Below are 23,177 nucleotides of genomic sequence, written 5' to 3' on the forward strand. Positions count from 1 at the left end.
ACCCAAGGCGGATAAGTAAAAAACTATACGTGTATCGACAATGCTTTTTGAACCGCTGGACGGGCGTTCATACGTTGCATATAAGCTTTTACATTTGGAAACTCATCCAACTCAATACCTTGCCATTCATAACGGCATAGCCACGGGAAAATTGCCATATCTGCAATTGAGTATTCTCCTGCCACATAGTTCTGACCAATTAACTGCTTTTCAAGTACACCATATAAACGTTTGGTTTCATTGATATAACGGTCAATCGCATAGGGAATTTTTTCTTTGGCAAAACGGTTAAAATGATGATTCTGCCCGAGCATTGGTCCCAAGCCACCCATTTGCCACATCAACCATTGTTCTACTTCAACGCGCTGCTGCTCATCCGTTGGATAAAACAATCCCGTTTTTCGCCCAAGATATTGCAAAATAGCACCTGATTCAAACACAGAAATAGGCTCATCACGCGGACCATTCTGATCAACAATCGCAGGAATTTTATTATTGGGAGAGATTTTTAGAAAGTCTGGTTGAAACTGATCATTTTCTGAGATATTAATCGGGAAAATTTGATATTCAATTCCCATTTCTTCAAGCGCGATTGTTACTTTATGACCATTGGGTGTACCCCAATAATATACATCAATCATTCGAATTCCTTTGCTTATTTGAGTGCATCTGTTTTGGTTTGCCTGTTATATCATGTTTTTATGAAAGGTCTAAAACTATAAAACTGATAAAAATAATCAATATATCAAGATAAAAACAAATATTAAAATCATATTATGAGAATTAAATTAATAATTACAGTCAATTAAAAGCTGATACTGTCATAAATATTACATTTATTATACTCAATTGCATCTTAACAGAATCATGACATCAACTCAGCGAAAATCGCATGAATAAAAAAAGCACCGCCAAAACTGGCGATGCTTTTTTACGTCAAACCAAGCGATTACTTTTTCTTTTTAGGTCCAAGTAACATGCCCATTTGGCGACCTTCCATTTTTGGTGCTTGTTCAACAACACCCCATTCAGCCACGTCTGTTTCAATTTTTTGTAATTGAGCTAGACCCAGTTGTTGGTGTGCCATTTCACGACCACGGAAACGCAAGGTAATTTTAACCTTGTTACCTTCTTCCAAGAAACGGAGGATCGCACGTAGCTTAACGTTATAATCCCCAATATCAGTTCCAGGGCGCAACTTGATTTCTTTCACTTGCACTTGATGTTGTTTTTTCTTTGCATCTTTTTGCTTTTGCTTAAGATCAAACAAGTGCTTGTTGAAATCCATGATTTTACAAACAGGTGGCTCTGCATTTGCAACGATCTCAACAAGGTCAAGATCAGCATCTTCTGCAGCTCGCAATGCTTCATTTAATGAAACAATCCCTTTTTGTTCACCTTCAGCATCAATAAGCCGTACCTCTTTGGCACGAATCTCAGTGTTCAATGCTGGACGATTGCTTTTACCACCTTGTTGTTGGTTACGATCAGGCTGTTTAATCTTTCTTACTCCACAATGTACCGGCCACGTTCGGCTACGGCAGATTTCACCAAGTCAATGAAAGCATCAATTGACATAGTACCTAAATTTTTTCCTGAGCGCGTACGAACATTGACTGTACCCTCTTCAACTTCTCGGTCACCAAGAACTAAAAGGTACGGAATACGCTCCAGTGTACGTTCACGAATCTTAAAGCCGATTTTCTCATTTCTCAAGTCTGAAATGGCACGTAAACCATTTTCTTTGAGTTTTGCCACGACTTGTTGACATGCTTCGGCTTGAGAATCAGTAATATTCATGACACAAGCCTGCACAGGTGCTAACCAAGGTGGCATGAAACCGGCATAGTGTTCAATAAGTATACCAATAAAACGCTCAAAACTACCAAGAATTGCACGATGTAACATCACAGGTTGATCACGTTCATTGTCTTCAGTTACAAAAGACGCATCTAAACGCTCTGGTAAGTTAAAGTCACATTGGATTGTACCGCACTGCCACACACGACCTAAGCAGTCCTTCAATGAGAATTCAATTTTCGGACCATAGAATGCACCTTCACCTGGTTGCAAGTCCCAATCAAGACCTGCTGCATCCAACGCATCTGCCAAAGATTTCTCTGCCATATCCCAAAGTGCATCATCACCCACACGCTTTTCTGGGCGAGTAGACAGTTTCATTTGCACTTCTTCAAAGCCAAAGTCTTTATATACATCTAAAGTCAGTTTAATGAAGTCAGCAACTTCTTGACCAATTTGTTCTTTGGTACAGAAAATATGCGCATCGTCTTGAGTAAAGCCACGCACACGCATAATACCGTGCAATGAACCCGATGGTTCGTTACGGTGACATGAGCCAAACTCGGCCAAGCGAATTGGTAAATCACGGTAAGATTTCAAACCCTGATTAAACACTTGAACATGACATGGGCAGTTCATTGGCTTCACAGCATAGTTACGACTTTCTGAATGAGTCGTAAACATGTTGTCGGCATAGTTTGCCGCATGACCTGATTTTTCCCACAAAGTGAAATCTACGATTTGCGGTGTTTTAATCTCAAGGTAGCCATTGTCCTGCTGAACTTTACGCATGTATTGTTCAAGCACTTGATAAATAGTCCAGCCATTTGGATGCCAGAACACCATACCAGGCGCTTCTTCTTGCATGTGGAACAAGTCCAGTGCCTTACCGATTTTACGGTGGTCACGCTTTTCCGCTTCTTCAATACGTTTAATATAAGCAGCAAGCTGTTTCTTGTCCGCCCAAGCTGTACCGTAGATACGTTGCAACTGTTCATTCTTCGCATCACCGCGCCAGTAAGCACCAGAGATTTTAGTGAGCTTGAATGATTTTAAGAATTTTGTATTTGGTACGTGTGGACCACGGCACATGTCCAAATAGTCTTGATGGTAGTACAAGCCCATTTGCGTTTCGTTTGGCATGTCCGCAATCAAGCGTAATTTGTATTCTTCACCACGTGCAGTAAATTCTGCGATCACTTCATCACGCGGGGTCATTTTTTTGATGACATCATAGTCTTGGTCGATGAGCTTTTTCATACGCTCTTCGATGGCAGCCATATCATCTAATGTAAATGGACGTGGCATCCAGATGTCATAGTAGAAACCTTCTTCAATGACAGGACCAATCACCATTTTTGCTTCTGGGAAAAGCTGCTTAACTGCGTGACCAACCAAGTGCGCACACGAGTGACGAATGATTTCGACGCCTTCTTCATCTTTAGGCGTGATAATTTGCAGCGTTGCATCTTCGGTAATTAAATCTGATGCATCAACCAAGCGGTCATTCACACGGCCTGCAACAGTGTTTTTCGCCAGTCCAGGTCCGATACTTAGAGCGACATCCATAACGGATACAGCTTGATCAAAAGCTTTTTGATCGCCATTTGGCAATGTGATAATTGGCATAAATAAATCCTTAAGGAGTGATGCCCCGCACAATAGAGCATGTCACCGCGAGATTAAAATCGAGGAAAACCTCAAAATAAAAACGGTGGCTAAAAAAGTCCCCTATGATTCTACACGTCTTGTGCTATTTAAGAAACCTTTGTATTTCAATCTATAATTTTTTTAAACCATATCAATCCTCAGGCCTAAAATAAAACCCTCCAGCCAGCACACTTAAGACTAAAGCAGGGCTAATTTTTACCGCAGAATTCATCTAATGTGTATGCAAAATAGTCAAAACGATATAACAACAACACGACAGGAGCAATTGACATGGCAGTCAGTGCATACGATGAGTTACCGAAAAATGCAGCAAATTTTGTTGCATTATCGCCACTACGCTATCTGGAACGAGCGGCTCATATTTACCCGCATCAAGCCGCCATAATTCATGGGACACGGCAGATTACTTGGCGTGAAAAATATATGCGCTGTCGCCAGTTTGCTCACCAGCTCAATCAGCTCGGTATCGGGAAAAATGATACAGTTTCGGTGTTATTGCCCAATATTCCTGCAATGATTGAAGCGCACTTTGCTGTTCCCATGGCTGGCGCTGTACTCAATACACTCAATACTCGCCTCGATGCCAAAACACTGGCATTTATGCTAGACCATGCCGAAAGCAAACTATTGCTGGTTGATAGTGAATTTTCGACACTGGCGCAAGAAGCATTGGCTTTGGTTAAACATCAGGTCCTCGTGATTGATGTGCATGATGCCGAATATGATGGTGCTGCAAAGGATATTGGTTTTATTGAGTATGAAACTTGGCTCGCACAGGGAGATGCCGATTTTGAATGGCATTTACCTAACGATGAATGGGATGCAATTAGTCTTAACTACACGTCAGGCACAACAGGCAATCCCAAAGGTGTAGTTTATCATCATCGGGGCGCATACATTAATGCCGCCAGTAACATCATTGCCAGTGGCATGATTCCACGCGCCAAATATCTATGGACCCTGCCATTGTTTCACTGCAATGGCTGGTGTTTTGCATGGACAATGGCTGCCAACGGGGGCACCAATATTTGCCTGCGTAAAGTCGACACGGAACAGGTTTTTCAGCTGATTGCCCAACATAAGGTTGATTATTTCTGTGGCGCACCGATTGTGTTGTCTATGCTGATTAACACCCCTAAAGACAAACAGATCACGTTTAACCATCGAGTAGAAGTCATGGTCGCAGGTGCAGCACCACCCGCAGCGATCATTGAAGGAATGCGCAATATTGGTATTAATGTCACTCATGTCTACGGTCTGACTGAAACTTATGGCCCTTCTGCGCTTTGTGCTTCACAAGCAGGCTGGAGTGAGTTATCTATTCAGGAACAAGCGCAATTGCATTCGCGTCAAGGTGTACCATACCCATTACAAGATGCCATGAAAGTGATTGATCCTGAAACTATGGAACCCGTACCACATGATGGGCATACCATGGGCGAAATCATGTTCCGTGGCAATATTGTGATGAAAGGTTATCTAAAAAACCCACACGCCACCGAAGAAGCTTTTGCTGGCGGATGGTTTCACACGGGTGATCTTGCGGTTTGTCAGCCTGATGGCTATGCCAAAATTATGGACCGTTCTAAAGACCTGATTATCTCAGGTGGAGAAAATATTTCATCTCTTGAAATTGAGGAAGTACTCTATCAGCATCCTGCTGTTTTAACTGCGGCGGTGGTTGCCAAACCCGATCCTTATTGGCAGGAAGTGCCCTGTGCTTTTATTGAAGTCAAAACAGGTCATGAACTCAGTGCAGAGCAACTGATTGAACACTGCAAACAATATCTGGCACGTTATAAGTTACCAAAAGATATTGTGATGACCGAAATCCCAAAAACCTCGACAGGTAAGTTACAGAAATTTATTTTGCGAGAATGGGCAAAACAACGTGCAGAACAGCAAACAGGCTAAATTCAACACAAAAAAATAAGCGACCTTAAAGGTCGCTTTATTTATCTTGATTTACCCTGATCAGAGAGCAGTCCAACTTGCTGTACATAGTTCAACAACTTCTGACGTGAAACTTCAAGCTCTTCGTCCGTTGCTTCAAGTTGCTTGTCGCGGTAAATACGCAAGACATGCTGACGCAAAGTGTGTTTATCAGTTGCATTGAACTGCTTGCTAAATTCATGAATCGCACTATCGCCTTGCTCAATCATACGATCAACCCAGCGTTGCAACTGTACCTGTTTTTTTACCCCTTGCTGCGGAGTTAGATACGATAAAATCAGGCTTTCATCTTCATTGCGAAGCAGTTTACCAATCCGCTGAAATTGGCGGCGGCGTGCTTCAAATGAGCTAATGGTTTGTACATCAAGCAGCGCTTCAATTAAACGCTCTTCAACAGGGAGTTGTTGAATTTGCTTAATGGATAGCGCGGCCAATCGTTCACCCAAAGCTGCCATGCGCTGTACAGCTTTCTTTTGTTCAGTTTTGCTTGCACGACCATCTAAAGATTCAAAATCTTCTTCGGTATAGCGTTGTTGCGGTTGCGGTCGTCGTGCCACGTTTAATCTGCCTCATAAAATTTTGCTGCGAAAAGTGCCAGAACTTCGTCTAAGGCTTTCTCTTCATCTGGTCCGTCTACAACAATGCGTAATGTTGTTCCCTTTCCAGCACCAAGCATTAACAATGCCATAATGTTTTTTGCATCGATCAATTTATCGCCCTTACCTACCTGAATCGAAGAGCGGAATTTGGTGGTCACTTCAATTAATTTGCCAGAGGCACGTGCATGTAAACCAAGTTTATTAATTACATCTACTGTCGTGTCAATCATGACCAATGCTTCATTTCTCTATGTAAAACTTGAATAGACCAGTTCGCCTTCAGTGCTTTTCTAAGTCTATCCACCATATAAACTGAGCGGTGCTGCCCACCCGTACATCCAATGGAGACGGTAATATAATGTCTATGCCCTTCTGCAAAGGCAGGAAGCCATTTTGCTAAAAACTGATAAATATCACTAAACATGGCATTGGTTTGATCATTTGCCCCCAAAAATTCCTGAATCGGGGTATCCAGACCAGAGAATTTTCGTAATTCTAAATCCCAATGCGGGTTTGGCAAGTGTCTGACATCAAAAACATAGTCAGCATCAAGTGGAATGCCATGTTTATAACCAAATGATTGTAAAATCACAACCATATCTTCTGACTGTCCAAGTTTGGACAACAGAGTATGCTTTAAATCATGCACACTTTTGTCTGTAGTATCAATATTGACTGTTGCACGAAACTGCATTGGCAGCAACAGGCTTTTTTCTATTGCAATACATTCCAGCAAAGTTTTATAACGTGTTGCAAGTGGATGAGGACGGCGTGACGCACTAAAACGCGAAATCAATCCTTGATCCTGCGTGGTCAAATAAATCACATCGACCATACCATGTTTTTGTAATTGTTCAAAAACGTGATCAAATTCCTGAAAATCCGCTTGTGTACTACGAACATCTACACCAAGCGCCAATTGTTCAAGATTATTTTCATGATCCAGTTTGGCGACAATTTCGGGAAGCAGTGCCAACGGCAAATTATCAATACAGTAATAGCCCAAATCTTCGAGCACCTGTAGCGCAGAGGATTTTCCTGAACCTGATTGACCTGTGACAATTAAAATACGTTTCATGACACTGCTTTCCTCATTGCGTTTAGACAATGTTATCCAACAAATTTGACAATCAAATTATCGATTAAACGCGTTGTGCCTAATTTTGCTGCCACAAAGATCACAGTATCTTGCTTAAAGTCTGTGACCATTTGCAACGTTGGGCTACGCGCCTCAACATAATCAACGACAAAACCTGCCTGCGTAAGTTGTGTTTTTATCTCAGCCAAAACGGCATCCAGACTCACACCCTCTAGCAAAGCCTTTTCAGCATGTTTCAAACTTTGATAAATTGTTGGTGCAATTGCACGTTGCTCAGGGGTCAAATAACCATTACGTGAGCTAAGCGCCAAACCATCAGCAGCACGTGTGATAGGTACACCGATCACTTCGATCGGGAAACTTAAATCTTGCACCAACTGACGAATAACCGCCAACTGCTGAAAGTCTTTTTGCCCAAAAAATGCCAAGCTGGGTTGAACAATATTAAATAACTTGCTAACCACAACTGCAACACCATCAAAGTGTCCTGGGCGCGATGCACCACACAAATCAGCAGTAATACCTGAGACACTAATGTTCGTTAAAAATGGCTGCTTGCCATACATTTGCTCCACACTCGGTGCAAAAACAATATCGCAACCTACATCAGCAACTAACTGGCTGTCTTTGTCTAAAGTTCGTGGGTAATTATCAAAATCTTCGTTCGGTCCAAACTGAATTGGATTCACAAAAACACTGACCACAACAACATCACACAATTTTTTCGCTTCGCGAACTAAATTGAGATGCCCTTCATGCAAATTCCCCATGGTTGGGACAAATCCAATGCGTTTTTTTGCAGTACGTGCTGGACTAAGCGCTGCATTTAACCCCTGAATGGTCGTTTCAGTTTTCATGATTACAACTCAACTTGGAAAGTATGTTCAATATTTGGGAAACTTTGCTCAAGCACCGCTTGATGATAGGCTTTCAGAGCATTGACAATAGCATGTTCACCTGACTGCTCTGCCATAAAGTTACGCACAAATTTGGCAACTTTCCCAAAAGTTAATCCTAACATGTCTTGTACAACCAGCACTTGCCCATCTGTGTCTTTTCCAGCACCAATCCCAATCACAGGAATATGAGGGAACAGTTCAGTGACTTCTTTGCCTAACTGTGCAGGCACACATTCTAAGAGCAACATGGCAGCGCCTGCTTCAACCAAAGACCGACAATCTTCAATCAATTGATCGGCTGCATCACGAGTTTTCGCTTGTAGTTTATAACCACCAAAGACATGCACTGACTGCGGCGTGAGTCCCAGATGCATACAGACTGGAATACCGTTACGGGTTAAGTTTTTGACCGTATCTGCAAGCCATGCACCACCTTCAATTTTGACCATCTGTGCGCCAGCCTGCATCACCATTCTGGAGTTTTGCAGTGCGTCATTCAGTGTGGCATAACTCATAAAAGGCAAATCTGTCATGAGAAAAGCGTGCTGGTTAGCACGACGCACTGCTGCTGTATGATATGCCATATCTGCAACTGTCACAGGTAAAGTCGAATCGTGCCCCTGAATGGTCATTCCTAAGGAATCCCCAATCAAAATGCTATCAATTCCTGCAACTTGCATTGCTTTTGCCATACTGGCGTCATAGCAAGTCAAGCAAGAAAACTTTTTACCTTGTGCTTTCAATTGTCTTAAATCATGGAGACTAATCATTCAGCGTCCTCTTGTTCATCCTGAGGTTGATTCTGCTGTGACACATCAGCCCAATTGCGGTTCAGCATCGGGGTTAAGATGGATGTCTGAACAATATCGAGCTGTTTCAGTGACTGCGAATCAACAGTTAACTCTACATCTAAGTCTAATAGTGGGATCACCACAAAATCGCGCAATAACAGCCCCACATGCGGTACAGTGAGGCGTTCATGTTGAATTTTCTCTTGACCATATAACAGTAGATCTAAATCTAAAGTACGCTCACCCCAGCGACGTAAACGCACTCGACCAGCATTCTGTTCAAATTGCTGTAATTGATCCAATAATGCAAGTGGTGCCAAATCGGTTTTCAACTCAGCAACTGCATTCAAATAATCGGGTTGGTCTTGTGGCCCCATTGGCGGGGTACTGTACAACTGCGAGACTCGAACATCGCCTAAAGTTCGCAGTTTTGCGATGGCTTCTTGCAGAATATGCAGAGAATCACCCAAGTTGCTGCCCAAACCGATATAACTGGTTACTGTCATTGTGTTGGCCCAAAAATCACTTGGCTTAAATCACGCTGTACCCGTTTGCGTTTTAAAATCGGATGGTTCACATCAACACCATTCGCATTACCTGCGGCTGTATTTGCAGATGAATGAGCTGGCGCTTGTGCGGACTTGTTACGTGAACGGCGACTGCGAGTTGGTGCTGCTTCTGCAACCAAAGGTGTAATTGCAGTATCAACCTCTACATCTTCTGTACGCGGTTTACGGCGGGTCTTGGCACGTTGGCGATTGTACTGGGAAATAGCCACTTCTTTTTGGTCTGTGGTCATATCCTGATAGGCTTCCCACCACTGCCCCATACCTTGCGTAGTATCATCACCTGATTTTTCACGCAACAATAAAAAGTCAAAGCCTGCACGGAAACGCGCATGCCCTGCTAAACTTTCAATTTGTTGTGGTTTTGGACTCAACAAACGCGTTTGCATTTCCCAGACTTCACGAATAAAAGTTTCAGCAAAACGTGGAATAATGGTACGCGTTGACTGGCGTTTAAGTACATCTAAACCTGCTTGCGCGCGGGCCTCAGCTGCAACTACACCTTTTGCCAGATAAAACTCAGTACGTTCCTGAAAGTTGCGCCAAAGCAACACGGCATAGAAAAATGCCGGGTTAATGGTTTTGCCAATCTGTATACGCTGATCGGTATTTTTTGCGGCTAAGGCAATAAACTCTGTCACATCTGTGCTGACTTCAGCAAACAACTGTTTCCATAAACCAAATTCGATCAGTAATGGTAAAACACGTTGCAAATGCCCCATGGTAAAGAGCTTTTGCGATTCATCATATAAACGGTGCGGAGAAATGTCGCGTAATAACTGCGTCATTTCAGGGGTAAACACGTCCAAGATTTCAGGTGCAATACTAAAATTGAGTTTGGCTGCAAAGCGTAATGTACGCAACATTCGCACAGGATCTTCTTCAAAGCGTAGCTTTGGTTCACCCAATAAGCGCAAAGTTTTACTTTTTACATCTTCAATGGCATGGCAAAAATCTAAAATCACACCCTGACGTGGCTGATAGTACATCGCATTAATGGAGAAATCACGACGAACAAAATCTTGTTCGATGGTTCCCCAATTGTTATCACGTAGGATCATGCCAAGTGCACTGGTAACTGCTTTTTTCGGTGGTGCACGAAAGGTTGCAACTTCTATGAGGTCTCGCCCAACATAGACATGTGCCAACTCAAAACGTCGCCCAATAATTCGGCAACGACGCCCAAACACTTCTTTGACTTGCGCTGGTGTAGCGTTCGTTACCGCATCAAAATCTTTCGGATGTAGCCCGAGCATCAAGTCCCGAACGCCACCACCGACGATATATGCCTGATAACCTGCTTTGGTGAGAGCATCAATAACTTCTAATATAGAAGGAGGTAATTGTTTGATGGATAAACCATATTTTGACGCGCGTAAGGTATGCAAAAGACGCTTTCTCCTACGTCTGGAGTTAAAATTTTCAATCGTTGCTAATCATAGAGCATAGACCAATAAAGGGCAATTTGATTCTTCATTCAGGCAAATATGAATTTGCCGTTGAATCTGTGGCTTTTTTCAGCAGTTATAACAGCAAAAATGCACGGTTTTTCTCAAATAGCTTATCCCCGATTCCCTTAACATTTTTAAGTTCATCAATGCTTTTGAATTTGCCATTTTTCTGGCGGTATTCAACAATTGCCTGCGCTTTCTTTGCACCCACACCTGTGAGTTTATTCTGCAACTCCACTGCCGAGGCTTGGTTGAGACTCACCTGATGCGCTCCATGCACGGTCTGCGGAGTATGACTCTGATATTGTACCTGTTGCTGCTGTTTCCATTGCATATAACGCTGGTCATAACTTTGTGTATTGTTATTTGCCCATGCCGAGCACGCCAAGCCAAAACTCAAAATTAATGAACTTAAAGTTTTTATCATATTTTAACTCATGATGATGTTTGTTGTTTTGCTTGCTCCCACAGCTGATCCATCTCACTAAGACTCATGTCGTGTACCGAACGATCTTGTTGCCGAGCCTGATCTTCTATAAAAGCAAATCGTGTTCTAAATTTATGAATCGTTGAGAGTAAAGCGATTTCTCCCGAGAGTTCTAGTTTACGGCCAACATTAATCAAAGAAAATAAACAATCACCAAATTCTGCCTGTATTTCATCAGGATTATTTTGCTGAATGGCTTGTTCCAGTTCGCCAATTTCTTCATGGACTTTACTTAACGCATCTTGCGTCGTTGCAAAATCAAAACCAATTTTTGCTGCCTTTTTTTGAATCTGCTCTGCCTGAGAAATGGCAGGCCCATGCTTAATATCACTCAAATATGACTGGGTTTGTCCCTGTTTTTCTTGTTGTTTAATTTTCTGCCAAAGCTCTGAGACTTGTTCAGGGCTTAAATTGGCATATTGTTCTTTCTGAAATACATGCGGATGGCGACGAATCAGCTTATCAATGATCGCCTGTACGACATCATCAAAGTTAAATGCCTGCTGCTCAGCATACATTTGCGACTGAAACACGACTTGCAACAACAGATCGCCCAGTTCATTACGAATCTCATCAATTGAACCCTGACGAATTGCATCTTCCACTTCATAAGCTTCTTCAATCACATAACGTGTCAGGCTTTGCGGCGTCTGTGCACGATCCCAAGGACATTGCTCACGTAGTTGCTGCATGATCTTCAATAACTGTTCAATTGGCATGTTACCCTCTCAAAATAAAAATTTTGCCAAGAAAAAAGCCAACAATTATGTTGGCTTTTTTGTATAAACTGGATCTTAGTTACCCTGTACCAAACGACGTGCGCTAATAATACCTGGCTGTTGCTCTAAACGTGCCAACAAGCGAGATAACTGCGACAGGCCTTTTACTTCAATCAACAACTTCATATTGGCAATACCATCCGCTTCGGAAATAGTATTCACCTGACGAATGTTAATCTGATCAGCAAAAATCACCTGAGTCAAATCACGCAATAGACCACGACGATCATAGGCTTCGATCACAATCTGAACGCTCTGACCACGGGTTGGTTGCAATTCCCAATCTGCATCGACTGCACGTTCTGGTTCCTGAGCAATCATACGAACGTAGTCTAAGCATTGTAGTTTGTGAATGCTAACACCGCGATTCAGCGTAATGTAACCGCCAATTGGCTCACCATGTACAGGCTGACAACATTGGGCAATATGCAACTCGACATTATCCAGACCGTCAATCAATATACCATGTGCTGACAAGGTGTGGCTGGCGCGTGGATTCAGAGCAGGCTTTAACACCAGTTCAGGCTCATCCTGATCCAGTTTCATGTGGCGATTGACCTGATTCATCAACGCATGCAGGCTAATGTCACCACTGACCAAACCGATCAGAAGATCATCACCCGTTTTGACATTAAAATGACCACAATATTCATTTAAATCAATACTTTTCGGATGAATCGCCAAACGCTGCAATTCTTTGGTGAGCAGCTCACGCCCCACTTCCAAGTTTTTGCTGCGGTCTTGCTGTCTAAACCAGTGGCGTAACTTGTCACGCGCACGTGCAGTCTTAATATACCCTAAAGAGCTAACCAACCAGTCGCGATTTGGGTCACGGTCTTTTTTGGTCAGAATTTCAACCTGTTCCCCTGTTTTAAGGGTATAAGTCAACGGCACATAACGCTGATTGACTCGTGCTGCATAGCAGTGGTTACCTACCTGTGTATGCACATGGTAAGCAAAGTCGAGTACAGTCGAACCACGCGGCAACTCTTTAATGTCACCATCACGGCTAAAGACATAGATTTTCTCAAAGTCTTCAAAATCCTGTAACTTATCAAAATCATCTTCATCTTTAGGATGCGCACTGGTTTCGTTGCGTTCCTGATAATGCTCAAGTACCGCACGCAATGAATGCAAACGATGATTAAACGAGAAATCAGTATTTTTCGCACCTTCTTTATAGTTGAAGTGAGAACAAACCCCAAGCTCGGCTTCATTATGCATTTCCAAAGTACGGATTTGTACTTCCAGTGATTTATTTTCTGCAATCACGGCGGTGTGTAAAGAGCGGTAGCCATTGGCTTTAGGATTGGTAATATAGTCATCAAACTGATGTGGAATATGCCGCCAAATTTGATGAACAATTCCCAGAACGTGATAACATTCAGGCACATCCTTGACCAGCACTCGCAATGCACGAATGTCATACAACTGGTCAAAACTCAGGTTTTTACTCTTCATTTTGCGGTAAATCGAGTAAATATGTTTTACCCGACCCGTAATTTCGGCTTCAATTCCATCATTGGCCAGTTCAGTCTTGAGCTGATTGATGACAAACTGAATATACTGTTCACGCTCTAAACGTTTTTCATTGAGCAATGTGGCGATTTCTTTATAGCGATCTGGCGCTAAAAAGCGAAAGGCTAAATCTTCGAGTTCCCATTTTAACTGGGCAATCCCGAGGCGGTGTGCCAGTGGTGCGTAAATGGTTAAAATCTCACGCGCTACCCGTTCCTGACGTTCTTTGGGTGATTTACTTAGCTCACGCAGCTCGTAGGTTCGTTCGGCAAGTTTAATCAGCACCACACGAACATCTTCGGTAACCGAAATCAGCATTTTATAAATGCCTGTCAAATGTTCGCGCTGGTTATTATTAAAGTGGTCTTCTAAGCGTTTGTTTTTTTCGATCAGCTCAGAAAGTTTCCCCATGGACAATGCACCCTTGACCAAACTGAGTACACCTTCACCATAGCGCTGTAGTACTTCATCAAGTGTAGTCACACCTTCACGCACACTTCGATAGAGCACAGCAGCAATCAGCGTATTTTCATCGACATGCAAATGCGCCAAAATATTTGCCATTCCGATCCCTGTGGCAAAGGTATTACTACGGTGACTTACCGTAGTTTCTAGTTCTTTTTGTAAAGTTAGCCTTGCAACCTGCTCCAATTGGGTCAATTTCGCCCCATCCAAATGGTGACGTACGCGCTCTAGCCAGTCCGCTAAATCATTTCGCGCTTGTTGGGCATGTTCGACAGTCGTTTCTTCTGACAACTGAGTGAGTCGTTCAGGTAACTGCTCACGTACTGTGACCATACCTATCTCCTTTTATTGTGTCATTCATTATCGTCGTTCATCAAATCTACTTTCTCAAACAAGGTAATCGACTCGACATGACCTGTATGAGTAAACATATCCATGACGCCTGCTTTTTTCAGTTGATATCCCTGTTGTATAAGGATACCAGCATCACGGGCAAGCGTGGCAGGATTACAAGAGACATAAACAATTCGTTTTGCATTAAAATTGGAAATATAATGCATCACTTGCTCTGCCCCTGAACGAGGAGGATCAATTAATAATGCATCAAATCCTTGTTTCGCCCAAGCTTGCTGTGAAAAGTCTTTTGTTAAATCATGTGAATAAAAACGTAACTGCATCAACCCATTATGCAATGCGTTTTCTGTACCACGCTGAACCATGTCCTCACTGCCTTCCACAGCGACCACCTGACCAGTTTGACCTACACAACGTGCCAGTGGTAGAGAGAAATTCCCCAAGCCACAGAATAAATCCAGCACACGCTCACCTTGCTGCAACTTAAGCAATTCACATGCCAATTCTACCATTTGTGCGTTCACTGTCGCATTTACTTGCGTAAAATCTGACGGCGCAAACGAAAAATCGACATCAAAAGCCTCTAAACGATAATGCAAACGCATTGGCTGTGCCGCATCGACCCGATGGATACTGTCAATACCTTCGGGTTGCAAATACAGTTGCCAATTTTTCTGTTGGACAAAATCTAGAAGTTTTTGAACATCTGGTTGAATTAAAGCTTTGGTATGACGTAATAATAATGCAATTTCATCATCTCCCATTGCCAATTCTATATGACCAATATCGGCTTTGCCTTTTAGACTTTCGAGTAATTTTTTCAGTTCAGGCAAAGACTGGTCGAGTTTTTGATCAAGTACAGGACAATGTTGTATATCAATTAAACGATTGCTTTGGCGCTCACGAAAACCCATCACCAATTGCTGCTTTTTCGGAATATAGCGCACGCCGATCCGTGCACGACGGCGGTAGTCACTGCGCTGTGAGCGAATGGGTTCAAGCCAAAATTCAGGTTCAATGCCTGCAAAATGCTGTAAATGCGATGCCAACACCTGTTGTTTAAAACGAATCTGCTCATCAGGATGCATGTGCTGTAAGTTACAGCCGCCACAATGCTGAAAATGCGGGCAAATAGGTGTGATACGCTGTTCAGAAGGTTCAGATACCAATTCAAGCGTATCGGCTTCTTCTAAGCGCTTGGCTTGATGGGTAATTTTTGCCTTGACCTGTTCATGAGGTAAAGCAAACTGAATAAATACTTTCTTGCCATGCTTGTGTGCTGGATGTCCTAACTGCACATCATAATGTGCAATCCCTCGTCCCTCGTGCGATAAAGATTCCACTTGAAAAGTGTAGACTTCCGAAGAAGCGCTGCGAGTTTGGGTGTGCTGTTTCAAAAACAAAAACCTAATCTTGAACTGGGAAAAAATCAGAAGTAAATGGCGTACGCTGGGCAGTTTTCTGCCATTGTGCCAAGAATTCCTGCTGTTGGGGCTGGGTTGCTAAATACTGAATCGTCGCGTTCACTAACTGGCGATGATCTTCTGCCAATAACTGCCCTTTGAGTAGCATCCAGCGCAAATAAATCAGCCATGTGTTTAATACATCGCCTTCACAATACTGGGTCAACTCTGCCCATGCCTGCTGGCGAACTTGTTCAGGCACCAAATAACCCGCACCTTGACGTTTACCAGGGAAACCCAGCAACTGCGCAATATCATCGAGTTTCTGGAAGTTACGTCCGTTAAACATCGCCATCACATCCATCAAATCGACATGTTGATGGTGATAACGGTTTTGGTAATTGTTAAAGCGTTTTTGACTGTCGATTTCACCTTGATCAAACAACGCAGGCGCCGACAAGCCATGATACATGGTACGAAACAGAATCACAGGTAAATCAAACTGCGAACCATTCCAGCTCACCAGAACAGGATGGCGTTTTTCAAAAATCGACAGGAATTTCTGCAACATACTGGCTTCAGAATCATGCTCTCGATTAAACGAAAACAACTTTAAACCTTTTTCATCGAACCATAACCCTGAAATACACACGATTTCATGCAATGGAATCCGCTGAAAATCACTGCCATGCTCTTGGCGGCGCAATTTATTTAAAGCCTGTTGCAGATCATCTTGCGACAAATCATGCAACTGATACAAATGCGCTCCCGCATTTAAATCGGTAATGGTTTCAATATCGAATACTAAAACGGGTAAGCGCATGCAAACTCTCTATTCTTGATCTTCTACAGAAAACAACCCTGTAGACAGGTAACGGTCACCACGATCACAGATAATGCACACAATGACCGCATCAGGTTGTTCTGCTGCTATTTTTAATGATGCCCACACCGCGCCACCTGATGATGTTCCTGCACTAATGCCTTCAACCCGCGCCAGTTGACGCATGGTTTTTTCAGCTTCAATTTGTGGAATATCAATAATACGGTCAATGCGTGAAGGATCAAAAATTGTAGGTAGATATTCTTTAGGCCAACGGCGAATCCCTGCGATGCTTGAACCTTCTTCAGGTTGTAAACCGACAATCTGAATATCAGGGTTTTGCTCTTTTAAATATTTTGACACACCCATGATCGTGCCTGTCGTACCCATTGCACTGACAAAATGCGTGATTTTTCCAGCAGTTTGTTGCCAGATTTCAGGGCCAGTCGTGAGGTAATGGGCTTCTGGATTATCAAGGTTACCAAACTGGTTCAACACCAGACCTTCACCATGTTCCTGCATCTGCATTGCCAGGTCACGCGCGCCTTCCATACCTTGTTGCGGGGTCACTTCAATCAGCTCAGCGCCATAAGCCAGCATCGCATCTTTACGCTCTTGGCTCATACTATTTGGCATGATGAGCTTCATTTTATAGCCACGCATGGCAGCAACCATAGCAAGCGCAATGCCTGTGTTGCCACTGGTCGCTTCAATCAAAGTATCACCTGCTTTGATTTGCCCACGTTTTTCTGCCTGCATAATCATATTGTAAGCAGGGCGATCCTTCACTGAACCAGCGGGATTATTACCTTCCAGTTTCGCAAGTACCGTGGCGTTGGTATGACAGGCTAAACGCTGTAAACGAACCAATGGGGTTTTGCCAACGTAATGATCTAACAAGAATTCATCTGCGAAAAAGTCTGGATTGTAATTACTCATAATATGTACCTAGATCGAGGTGGGCATATTGTATGAAAAAATACTCCTTACTGCACTCATTTCACCATTTTTTCTGAAAATCATGAAAGCCATAACAGCTTAGGCAAAGCATGTTAATATGCCGAGGTTGGGGAATAAATTGCATTGGTTATGGCAAAACTGAAAAAATCTTTATTACAACGGCTGCAACTTAATCATGCTTATGGGCAATTGGTTGCGCTTATTTTTATTCCAATTGCCATTATTGCTGCAGTTGGCAGTATTTTAGTCATTCAAGAAACATCGGCATCGGCACGCAGTCAACAGCGTCATGTTGCGATTGCCATCTTGTCACGCTACCAAAAAACTGCCGAACTACTCACCTATGCAGTTGAAAAAAAACCAGAAATACAACCAAAAGCTCGCAATATCTTAATGCGCATGCTCAATGAGCCTTACTTGCAACGTGCAGCCCTGTTACAGGCAGATGGTAAAACGCTACTCAGCATAGGCTATCAACCCCAGTTGACCTGGCCGAAAATCACCGCCAATAGCGGTTTCATTGGCCCTGTGCATTTCCATCACAACACCATCTATGCTGCCAAAGTTTCTCCAGCAGGCGCACAGCCTGCATGGCTGGTGATTGAACTGGACAATAAACCCTTAGAAATCGCACACTATCGCGTGATTACGGTTCTGTTAATTACGGTATTTATCACATTATTATTGTTAATGATGTGTCTAAATTTCTATTCGCGCCGCTGGATTGCGCCACTGTATGAAATACGGATGCAACTACAACGTTTAAATGCGGACAATCTCGATCAACCTGTTGCCATTAACAGTAGTGGTGAATTGCGTTCACTGCAAAAAGACCTTGCCAACATGCTTAAGCGTCTGCACTACAGCTTTTTAGAGTTGCGTGAACACACCGAGCAAACTGAAGATGACTTACGTCGCACGCTCGACACGCTCGAAGTACAAAACATTACTTATCGCCAAGCACGCGATCAAGCCGTTTCCGCCAACCAGTCCAAATCGGTGTTTTTAGCCAATATCAGTCATGAATTGCGTACTCCGCTAAACAGTATTGATGGCTTTATTCATTTGATGTTACGTCAAAATAACCTCAGCAATGAACAAAACCTGTATCTGCAAACCATCCGAAAATCTTCTGCGCACCTACTGGCGCTGATTAACGATGTTCTGGATTTTTCTAAAATTGATGCGGGAAAACTTGAGTTAGAAACAGCACCTTTTGAACTTGAAAGTGCCATGTTTGATGTCATGGACATGCTCTCGCCTTTGGCATCGCAAAAAAATATCAACATTGCCTTTTATTTCGGTAACGACTTGCCAAATGAAGTGATTGGCGATGTGCTGCGCTTTAAGCAAATTCTGACCAACCTGATTTCCAATGCGATCAAGTTCACCCCTGAAGGTGAAATTATTGTGCGTGCGCGGATGGAACATGACGACTTCGGCGAATGCATCATTCATTTTAGTGTGCAAGACAGCGGTATTGGGGTCAGTGGCAATGACCGTAAAAAACTGTTTGAATCATTCTCGCAAGGCGATGCTTCTGTGACCCGCCAATTTGGTGGTACAGGCTTAGGCTTAGCCATTTCCAAACAGCTGGTGCATTTGATGCATGGTCAGATTGGCTTTGAAGATAACCAAGAGCGCGCGCCTACTGAAAAAGGTTCGACCTTCTGGTTTACGGCCAAATTTAAAGTGGATGATGAACAGGAAGCACCTCATTTTGACTTTAGCCATGTGCATGTGGTGTCGTTTTTGTCGCACCCAGCCACTGCCAATATTTTCCGTCATTACTTAGAAAATTATCACGCCAATCATACCGAAGCTTTTTCACTGCTAGATTTGTTTAGCCGCCTGCATCATTTGCCTGCCGATGAATACACTTGGGTGGTGGTCGATCATGGTGGCGATACTCATGCATTACTCAAAGAAATCCGTACCCGTTATCAGGGACATTTAGCGGTTTATGGCTATCAAATGTCGCTAGAGCCGAACATTCTGAGTGAATTCCGCGCTACGCCACTGTATCAGCCACTCAGTCGCAGTGCGCTACTTCAGCTTTTAAACAACCAGATTAATTTTGAAGAAGAAGATAAAGAATCTTTTGATGGTCAGGGCTTGCATGTCTTGGCAGTAGATGACCATTTGCCCAACCTGATTGTGCTTGAAGCGTTACTGGGTGAACTTAATGTAACCACCACCAAGGCACTTAGCGGACAAGATGCACTTAATCTAATTCAGCAGCGTCTGGATAAAAAACAGAAACCATTTGACTTGATCTTCATGGACATTCAAATGCCTGTCATGTCTGGGATTGATACCACGCGGGCAATTCGTTCACTGGAATCCACGCTTGAAAATGTACGCTTCCCGATCATTGCCCTGACTGCACATGCTCTTGCCGATGAAAAACAAAAACTGCTCGCTGTCGGTATGGACGACTATGTGTCAAAACCGATTCAGATCGAACAACTGATTCAGATTTTAACTCAACACACCAGTCAGCATTTTACAGAAGGCAACAATAAACCTGTGCACAATACCGCGCTTGATCATCTTGATCCTGAGATTCTGGACTGGCAGCAAAGTGTACAACTGGCAGCCAACAAAGAAGATCTGGCGCTGGATTTACTACAAATGCTGGTGGACAGTTTTAAAACCGAGCTAAATGAAATGCAACAACTGATTGAAATGGAAGACTTTCCACAATTAGAGCATGTATTACATCGTTTGTATGGTGCGACTCGCTATGTAGGCGTCCCAAAACTTCAGCTGGTTTCAGGCGAATTTGAACAGTTTGTTTCAATTTTACGTAAAGAGCGCCGTGTTGCTGATGAGGCATTTATTCAGGAAACCATTAAACACTTTGATGAGCTTACCCTTATCATTAGTCAGACCGAACATGCAGCACTAAGCATTCTGCATAAATGACTCATCTGTCAATTTACCGACTGTGCAGCTCTGCTACACTCAAAGTAAATTGACCTCAGGATGAAGCCAAACATGTCTCTACTACGTATAGAAAACAACAATAATATTGTCACGGTGTATTTGAATCGCCCTGAAAAACGCAATGCGATGAGTTTTGCCTTACTCAAAGAGCTTTATAAGACAGGACAGCGTTTGCGTCGAGATCGCAACATACGGGCAGTGATTTTGACAGGTGAAGCACAGGTGTTTAGTGCAGGCATTGACCTGAGCGATTTAAATTCCCCCCAGCAACGTGCCTTTGCCTTATGGGAGCTGATTAAACCCCAGCAAAGCCTGTTTCAAAAAGCTTTTTTGGTGTGGCAACAGTTGCCCGTGCCTGTGATTGCTGCGCTTGAGGGTTACTGTTTTGGCGCTGGCATGCAGTTAGCACTGGCTGCGGATATTCGGATTAGCCATCCTGATACTCAATTTTCAATTATGGAAAGCCGTTGGGGGCTAGTGCCTGATATGGGGCTGAGCCAATCTCTAAAAGGCTTGGTTGGCATTGACCTCGCCAAAGAGCTGACCTTTACCGCACGCACTTTTGATGCCAGTTATGCCAAACAAATTGGGTTGGTCAGCCATCTGGATGCTTCTCCTTTACAACATGCAGAAGCCTTGGCACAAGAAATTGCCCTGCGCTCTCCAGATGCAGTCATGGCAGCCAAAGCCGTACTCAACAGCATGCTGCATCAACCTGTAAAAACAGCATTACGCCTCGAAAAAATTTGGCAACTCAAGCTCATTCTTGGTAAAAATAGTCGACTGGCTAGACTGAAAGATAAAACACCTGATATCAAGTATCTCAAACGCCAATATCAAGACTAAATATAGAGAACAAACAATGACTGGATGTCCACAAAAAATTGCATTTCTAGGTATGGGACTGATGGGTAGCCGCATGGCAAGCCGATTGCTCTCTGCCAATTTTCAGGTCGCAGTTTGGAATCGTAGTCCTGCTGCCTGTACAGAACTACTTGAACAAGGTGCAAGTTTGCTCAGCCTCAAGCAAATTGCCGAATACCCTGTCATTTTACTTTGCCTTGCCGATGATACTGCAGTCGAGCATGTATTTGAGCAAATGCAGCCCTATTTGCAGGCAGGTCAGATTATTGTGGATTTCTCCAGCCTGTCGGTCAACAAAACCATTGAACTGGCACAACTTGCCGCACAGCAACAAATCAACTGGATTGATTCCCCAGTTTCTGGTGGTACATTAGGTGCAGAACAAGGCAGCTTGGTCATTTTTGCGGGCGGTGATGCAGAATTGATTCAACAATTACAGCCAATTTATGCGCCACTTTCGCAGCGAGTGACACGCATGGGCGACACAGGAACTGGACAAGCCACCAAAATCTGTAACCAGCTTATTGTTGCTGCCAATAGTACCTTGATTGCTGAAGCTGTCGCACTAGCAGCCCAAGCTGGGGTCGATACCCGCTTACTCGCCCCTGCACTTGCCAATGGGTTTGCCGACTCCAAACCCTTTCAAATTTTAGCGCCACGTATGGCAACAGCGCAGTATCAACCTGTACAATGGAAAGTACAGACTTTAAGCAAAGATCTGCAAAATGCCGTATCTTTAGCAAACCAATACCAATTAGATATTCCTGTTGCACAACGTGCCTTAGAGCAACTCAAAGACCATCAACAACATGGTTATGCCGAGCAGGATTTATCAACCATCATTGAGCAGGTACGACATCCTGCCACCACGGAGGGCTAAAACATGAGTAAACTGGCTGTTAATTTGTCCATGATTTTTACTGAAGTCCCTCTGATTGAGCGTTTCGCACTGGCTCGAAAACACGGCTTTGATCATGTGGAAATTCAATTCCCTTATGAGCTTAGTGTCGAGCAAATTCGCACACAACTCGAACAACACCAACTGTCTTTATGCCTGATCAATGCTCCTGCTGGCGACCTCATGCAGGGCGGACTTGGACTGGCGGGAATTCCAGGTCGTGAACGTGAGTTTTTTCATGGGATACAGCAAGCTGCACGCTATGCCACGTTACTCAATGTGCCAAGCGTTAATATTCTCTCAGGCAAACAACCTTACGATGCCGACCTGTTGCCCTGTCTTGAAGTTTTATCGAAAAATCTCAAACTGGCTTGTCACGTTTTGACGGACTACCATGTGCAACCTGTGTTTGAAATGGTCAATGGCACAGATATGCCACGCTTTCTGATTCAAAATATTGCTCAGGCTCAGGATATGCTGGATGCAGTCAATAACCCTGCACTGAAAATGCAGTATGACTGTTATCACATGGCAATGATGGGCGAAGATGTGCTTGAAGGCTTACAGGAAAATATTGCCCAAATCGGACATATTCAGTTTGCAGACTGCCCAAACCGTCATGAACCCAATACAGGTTCAATTGCCTATGACAAAATCTTTTACTGGCTAAAACACAGCTCGTATCAGGGTTATATTGCTGCTGAATATAAACCGAGCAATCATTCTGAGCAAAGCTTTGGGTGGAAAACACAATTTTTTGCAAATATATCCTGAGCATTTCGCGACAAAATTTGAATTTTTCTCGTAAAAAGGCTATAGTTCACAGTGAGTAATTGTCAGGACAAATA

The 23,177-nt window shown here is 43.3% G+C and carries 21 protein-coding genes; 5 read left to right on the forward strand and 16 right to left on the reverse strand.

The features are described 5' to 3' along the window. Positions 1 to 23 precede the first annotated feature (23 nt). The 3 genes from F975_RS12055 to thrS form a co-directional block, all read right to left on the reverse strand. Positions 24 to 641: a glutathione S-transferase family protein gene (locus tag F975_RS12055; RefSeq protein WP_004753675.1), complete on the reverse strand. Its 618-nt coding sequence runs from the start codon at positions 639 to 641 to the stop codon at positions 24 to 26. A gap of 308 nt (positions 642 to 949) precedes the next feature. After that, the gene (infC, locus tag F975_RS12060; protein WP_081399815.1) at positions 950 to 1,501 is read right to left on the reverse strand and encodes a translation initiation factor IF-3; all 552 of its coding nucleotides are present in this window, start codon (positions 1,499 to 1,501) and stop codon (positions 950 to 952) included. A gap of 5 nt (positions 1,502 to 1,506) precedes the next feature. After that, positions 1,507 to 3,429: a threonine--tRNA ligase gene (gene thrS, locus F975_RS12065; RefSeq protein ID WP_004753681.1), complete on the reverse strand. Its 1,923-nt coding sequence runs from the start codon at positions 3,427 to 3,429 to the stop codon at positions 1,507 to 1,509. Between the two features lie 312 nt (positions 3,430 to 3,741). Between thrS and F975_RS12070 the strand changes: the two genes are divergently transcribed. After that, the gene (locus tag F975_RS12070; protein ID WP_004753682.1) at positions 3,742 to 5,385 is read left to right on the forward strand and encodes an acyl-CoA synthetase; all 1,644 of its coding nucleotides are present in this window, start codon (positions 3,742 to 3,744) and stop codon (positions 5,383 to 5,385) included. 41 nt (positions 5,386 to 5,426) lie between these two features. Here the strand turns inward: F975_RS12070 and yjgA are convergent, their stop codons facing one another. The 13 genes from yjgA to cysM form a co-directional block, all read right to left on the reverse strand. Further along, positions 5,427 to 5,981: a ribosome biogenesis factor YjgA gene (gene yjgA / locus F975_RS12075; protein WP_004753683.1), complete on the reverse strand. Its 555-nt coding sequence runs from the start codon at positions 5,979 to 5,981 to the stop codon at positions 5,427 to 5,429. A 2-nt stretch (positions 5,982 to 5,983) separates the two neighbouring features. Further along, a complete protein-coding gene (locus F975_RS12080; protein WP_004753685.1) occupies positions 5,984 to 6,253 on the reverse strand; it encodes an HPr family phosphocarrier protein in 270 nt (89 codons plus the stop codon). Continuing rightward, positions 6,250 to 7,101 (reverse strand): RNase adapter RapZ, encoded by an 852-nt coding sequence (rapZ, locus tag F975_RS12085; RefSeq protein ID WP_004753687.1) that lies wholly within the window; start codon positions 7,099 to 7,101, stop codon positions 6,250 to 6,252. The genes F975_RS12080 and rapZ overlap by 4 nt, the downstream gene beginning before the upstream one ends. A gap of 32 nt (positions 7,102 to 7,133) precedes the next feature. After that, a complete protein-coding gene (panC, locus tag F975_RS12090) occupies positions 7,134 to 7,979 on the reverse strand; it encodes a pantoate--beta-alanine ligase (RefSeq protein ID WP_004753688.1) in 846 nt (281 codons plus the stop codon). A 2-nt stretch (positions 7,980 to 7,981) separates the two neighbouring features. Continuing rightward, positions 7,982 to 8,791, reverse strand: a complete 810-nt coding sequence (gene panB, locus F975_RS12095; protein WP_004753690.1) for a 3-methyl-2-oxobutanoate hydroxymethyltransferase — start codon at positions 8,789 to 8,791, stop codon at positions 7,982 to 7,984. Further along, positions 8,788 to 9,318, reverse strand: coding sequence for a 2-amino-4-hydroxy-6-hydroxymethyldihydropteridine diphosphokinase (folK, locus tag F975_RS12100; RefSeq protein ID WP_004753692.1), 531 nt, complete (start codon positions 9,316 to 9,318; stop codon positions 8,788 to 8,790). Before folK ends, panB begins: the two co-directional genes overlap by 4 nt. Beyond that, positions 9,315 to 10,766: a polynucleotide adenylyltransferase PcnB gene (gene pcnB, locus F975_RS12105; RefSeq protein WP_004753695.1), complete on the reverse strand. Its 1,452-nt coding sequence runs from the start codon at positions 10,764 to 10,766 to the stop codon at positions 9,315 to 9,317. Before pcnB ends, folK begins: the two co-directional genes overlap by 4 nt. 136 nt (positions 10,767 to 10,902) lie before the next feature. After that, positions 10,903 to 11,256 carry a ComEA family DNA-binding protein gene (locus F975_RS12110; RefSeq protein WP_004753697.1) on the reverse strand — a complete coding sequence of 118 codons (354 nt, stop codon included), beginning with the start codon at positions 11,254 to 11,256 and terminating at the stop codon, positions 10,903 to 10,905. A gap of 8 nt (positions 11,257 to 11,264) precedes the next feature. After that, positions 11,265 to 12,029 (reverse strand): nucleoside triphosphate pyrophosphohydrolase, encoded by a 765-nt coding sequence (mazG, locus tag F975_RS12115; RefSeq protein WP_034426350.1) that lies wholly within the window; start codon positions 12,027 to 12,029, stop codon positions 11,265 to 11,267. 81 nt (positions 12,030 to 12,110) lie between these two features. Further along, positions 12,111 to 14,411 carry a RelA/SpoT family protein gene (locus tag F975_RS12120; protein WP_004753701.1) on the reverse strand — a complete coding sequence of 767 codons (2,301 nt, stop codon included), beginning with the start codon at positions 14,409 to 14,411 and terminating at the stop codon, positions 12,111 to 12,113. Between the two features lie 20 nt (positions 14,412 to 14,431). Further along, complete coding sequence (gene rlmD, locus F975_RS12125) at positions 14,432 to 15,829, reverse strand: 23S rRNA (uracil(1939)-C(5))-methyltransferase RlmD (RefSeq protein ID WP_004753702.1); 1,398 nt, start codon at positions 15,827 to 15,829, stop codon at positions 14,432 to 14,434. A 10-nt stretch (positions 15,830 to 15,839) separates the two neighbouring features. Beyond that, the gene (locus tag F975_RS12130; RefSeq protein WP_004753704.1) at positions 15,840 to 16,658 is read right to left on the reverse strand and encodes a 3'-5' exonuclease; all 819 of its coding nucleotides are present in this window, start codon (positions 16,656 to 16,658) and stop codon (positions 15,840 to 15,842) included. A gap of 9 nt (positions 16,659 to 16,667) precedes the next feature. After that, on the reverse strand, positions 16,668 to 17,597 hold the full coding sequence (gene cysM, locus F975_RS12135; protein ID WP_004753705.1) for a cysteine synthase CysM: 930 nt from the start codon (positions 17,595 to 17,597) through the stop codon (positions 16,668 to 16,670). A gap of 150 nt (positions 17,598 to 17,747) precedes the next feature. Between cysM and F975_RS12140 the strand changes: the two genes are divergently transcribed. The 4 genes from F975_RS12140 to F975_RS12155 all read left to right on the forward strand — a co-directional run bounded on the left by F975_RS12140 (position 17,748) and on the right by F975_RS12155 (position 23,103). Next, positions 17,748 to 20,546: a GacS-like sensor histidine kinase gene (locus F975_RS12140; protein ID WP_004753707.1), complete on the forward strand. Its 2,799-nt coding sequence runs from the start codon at positions 17,748 to 17,750 to the stop codon at positions 20,544 to 20,546. A gap of 72 nt (positions 20,547 to 20,618) precedes the next feature. Continuing rightward, positions 20,619 to 21,413: a crotonase/enoyl-CoA hydratase family protein gene (locus tag F975_RS12145; RefSeq protein ID WP_004753709.1), complete on the forward strand. Its 795-nt coding sequence runs from the start codon at positions 20,619 to 20,621 to the stop codon at positions 21,411 to 21,413. Positions 21,414 to 21,429: 16 nt separating this feature from the next. Beyond that, on the forward strand, positions 21,430 to 22,311 hold the full coding sequence (locus tag F975_RS12150) for an NAD(P)-dependent oxidoreductase (RefSeq protein ID WP_004753711.1): 882 nt from the start codon (positions 21,430 to 21,432) through the stop codon (positions 22,309 to 22,311). A gap of 3 nt (positions 22,312 to 22,314) precedes the next feature. Then, entirely contained in the window at positions 22,315 to 23,103 is a 789-nt protein-coding gene (locus tag F975_RS12155; RefSeq protein ID WP_004753712.1) for a hydroxypyruvate isomerase family protein, read from the forward strand. The last annotated feature ends 74 nt before the right edge of the window (positions 23,104 to 23,177 follow it).

Source organism: Acinetobacter brisouisimilis (genome assembly GCF_000368265.1).
In the GTDB taxonomy this organism is placed as follows: Bacteria; Pseudomonadota; Gammaproteobacteria; order Pseudomonadales; family Moraxellaceae; genus Acinetobacter.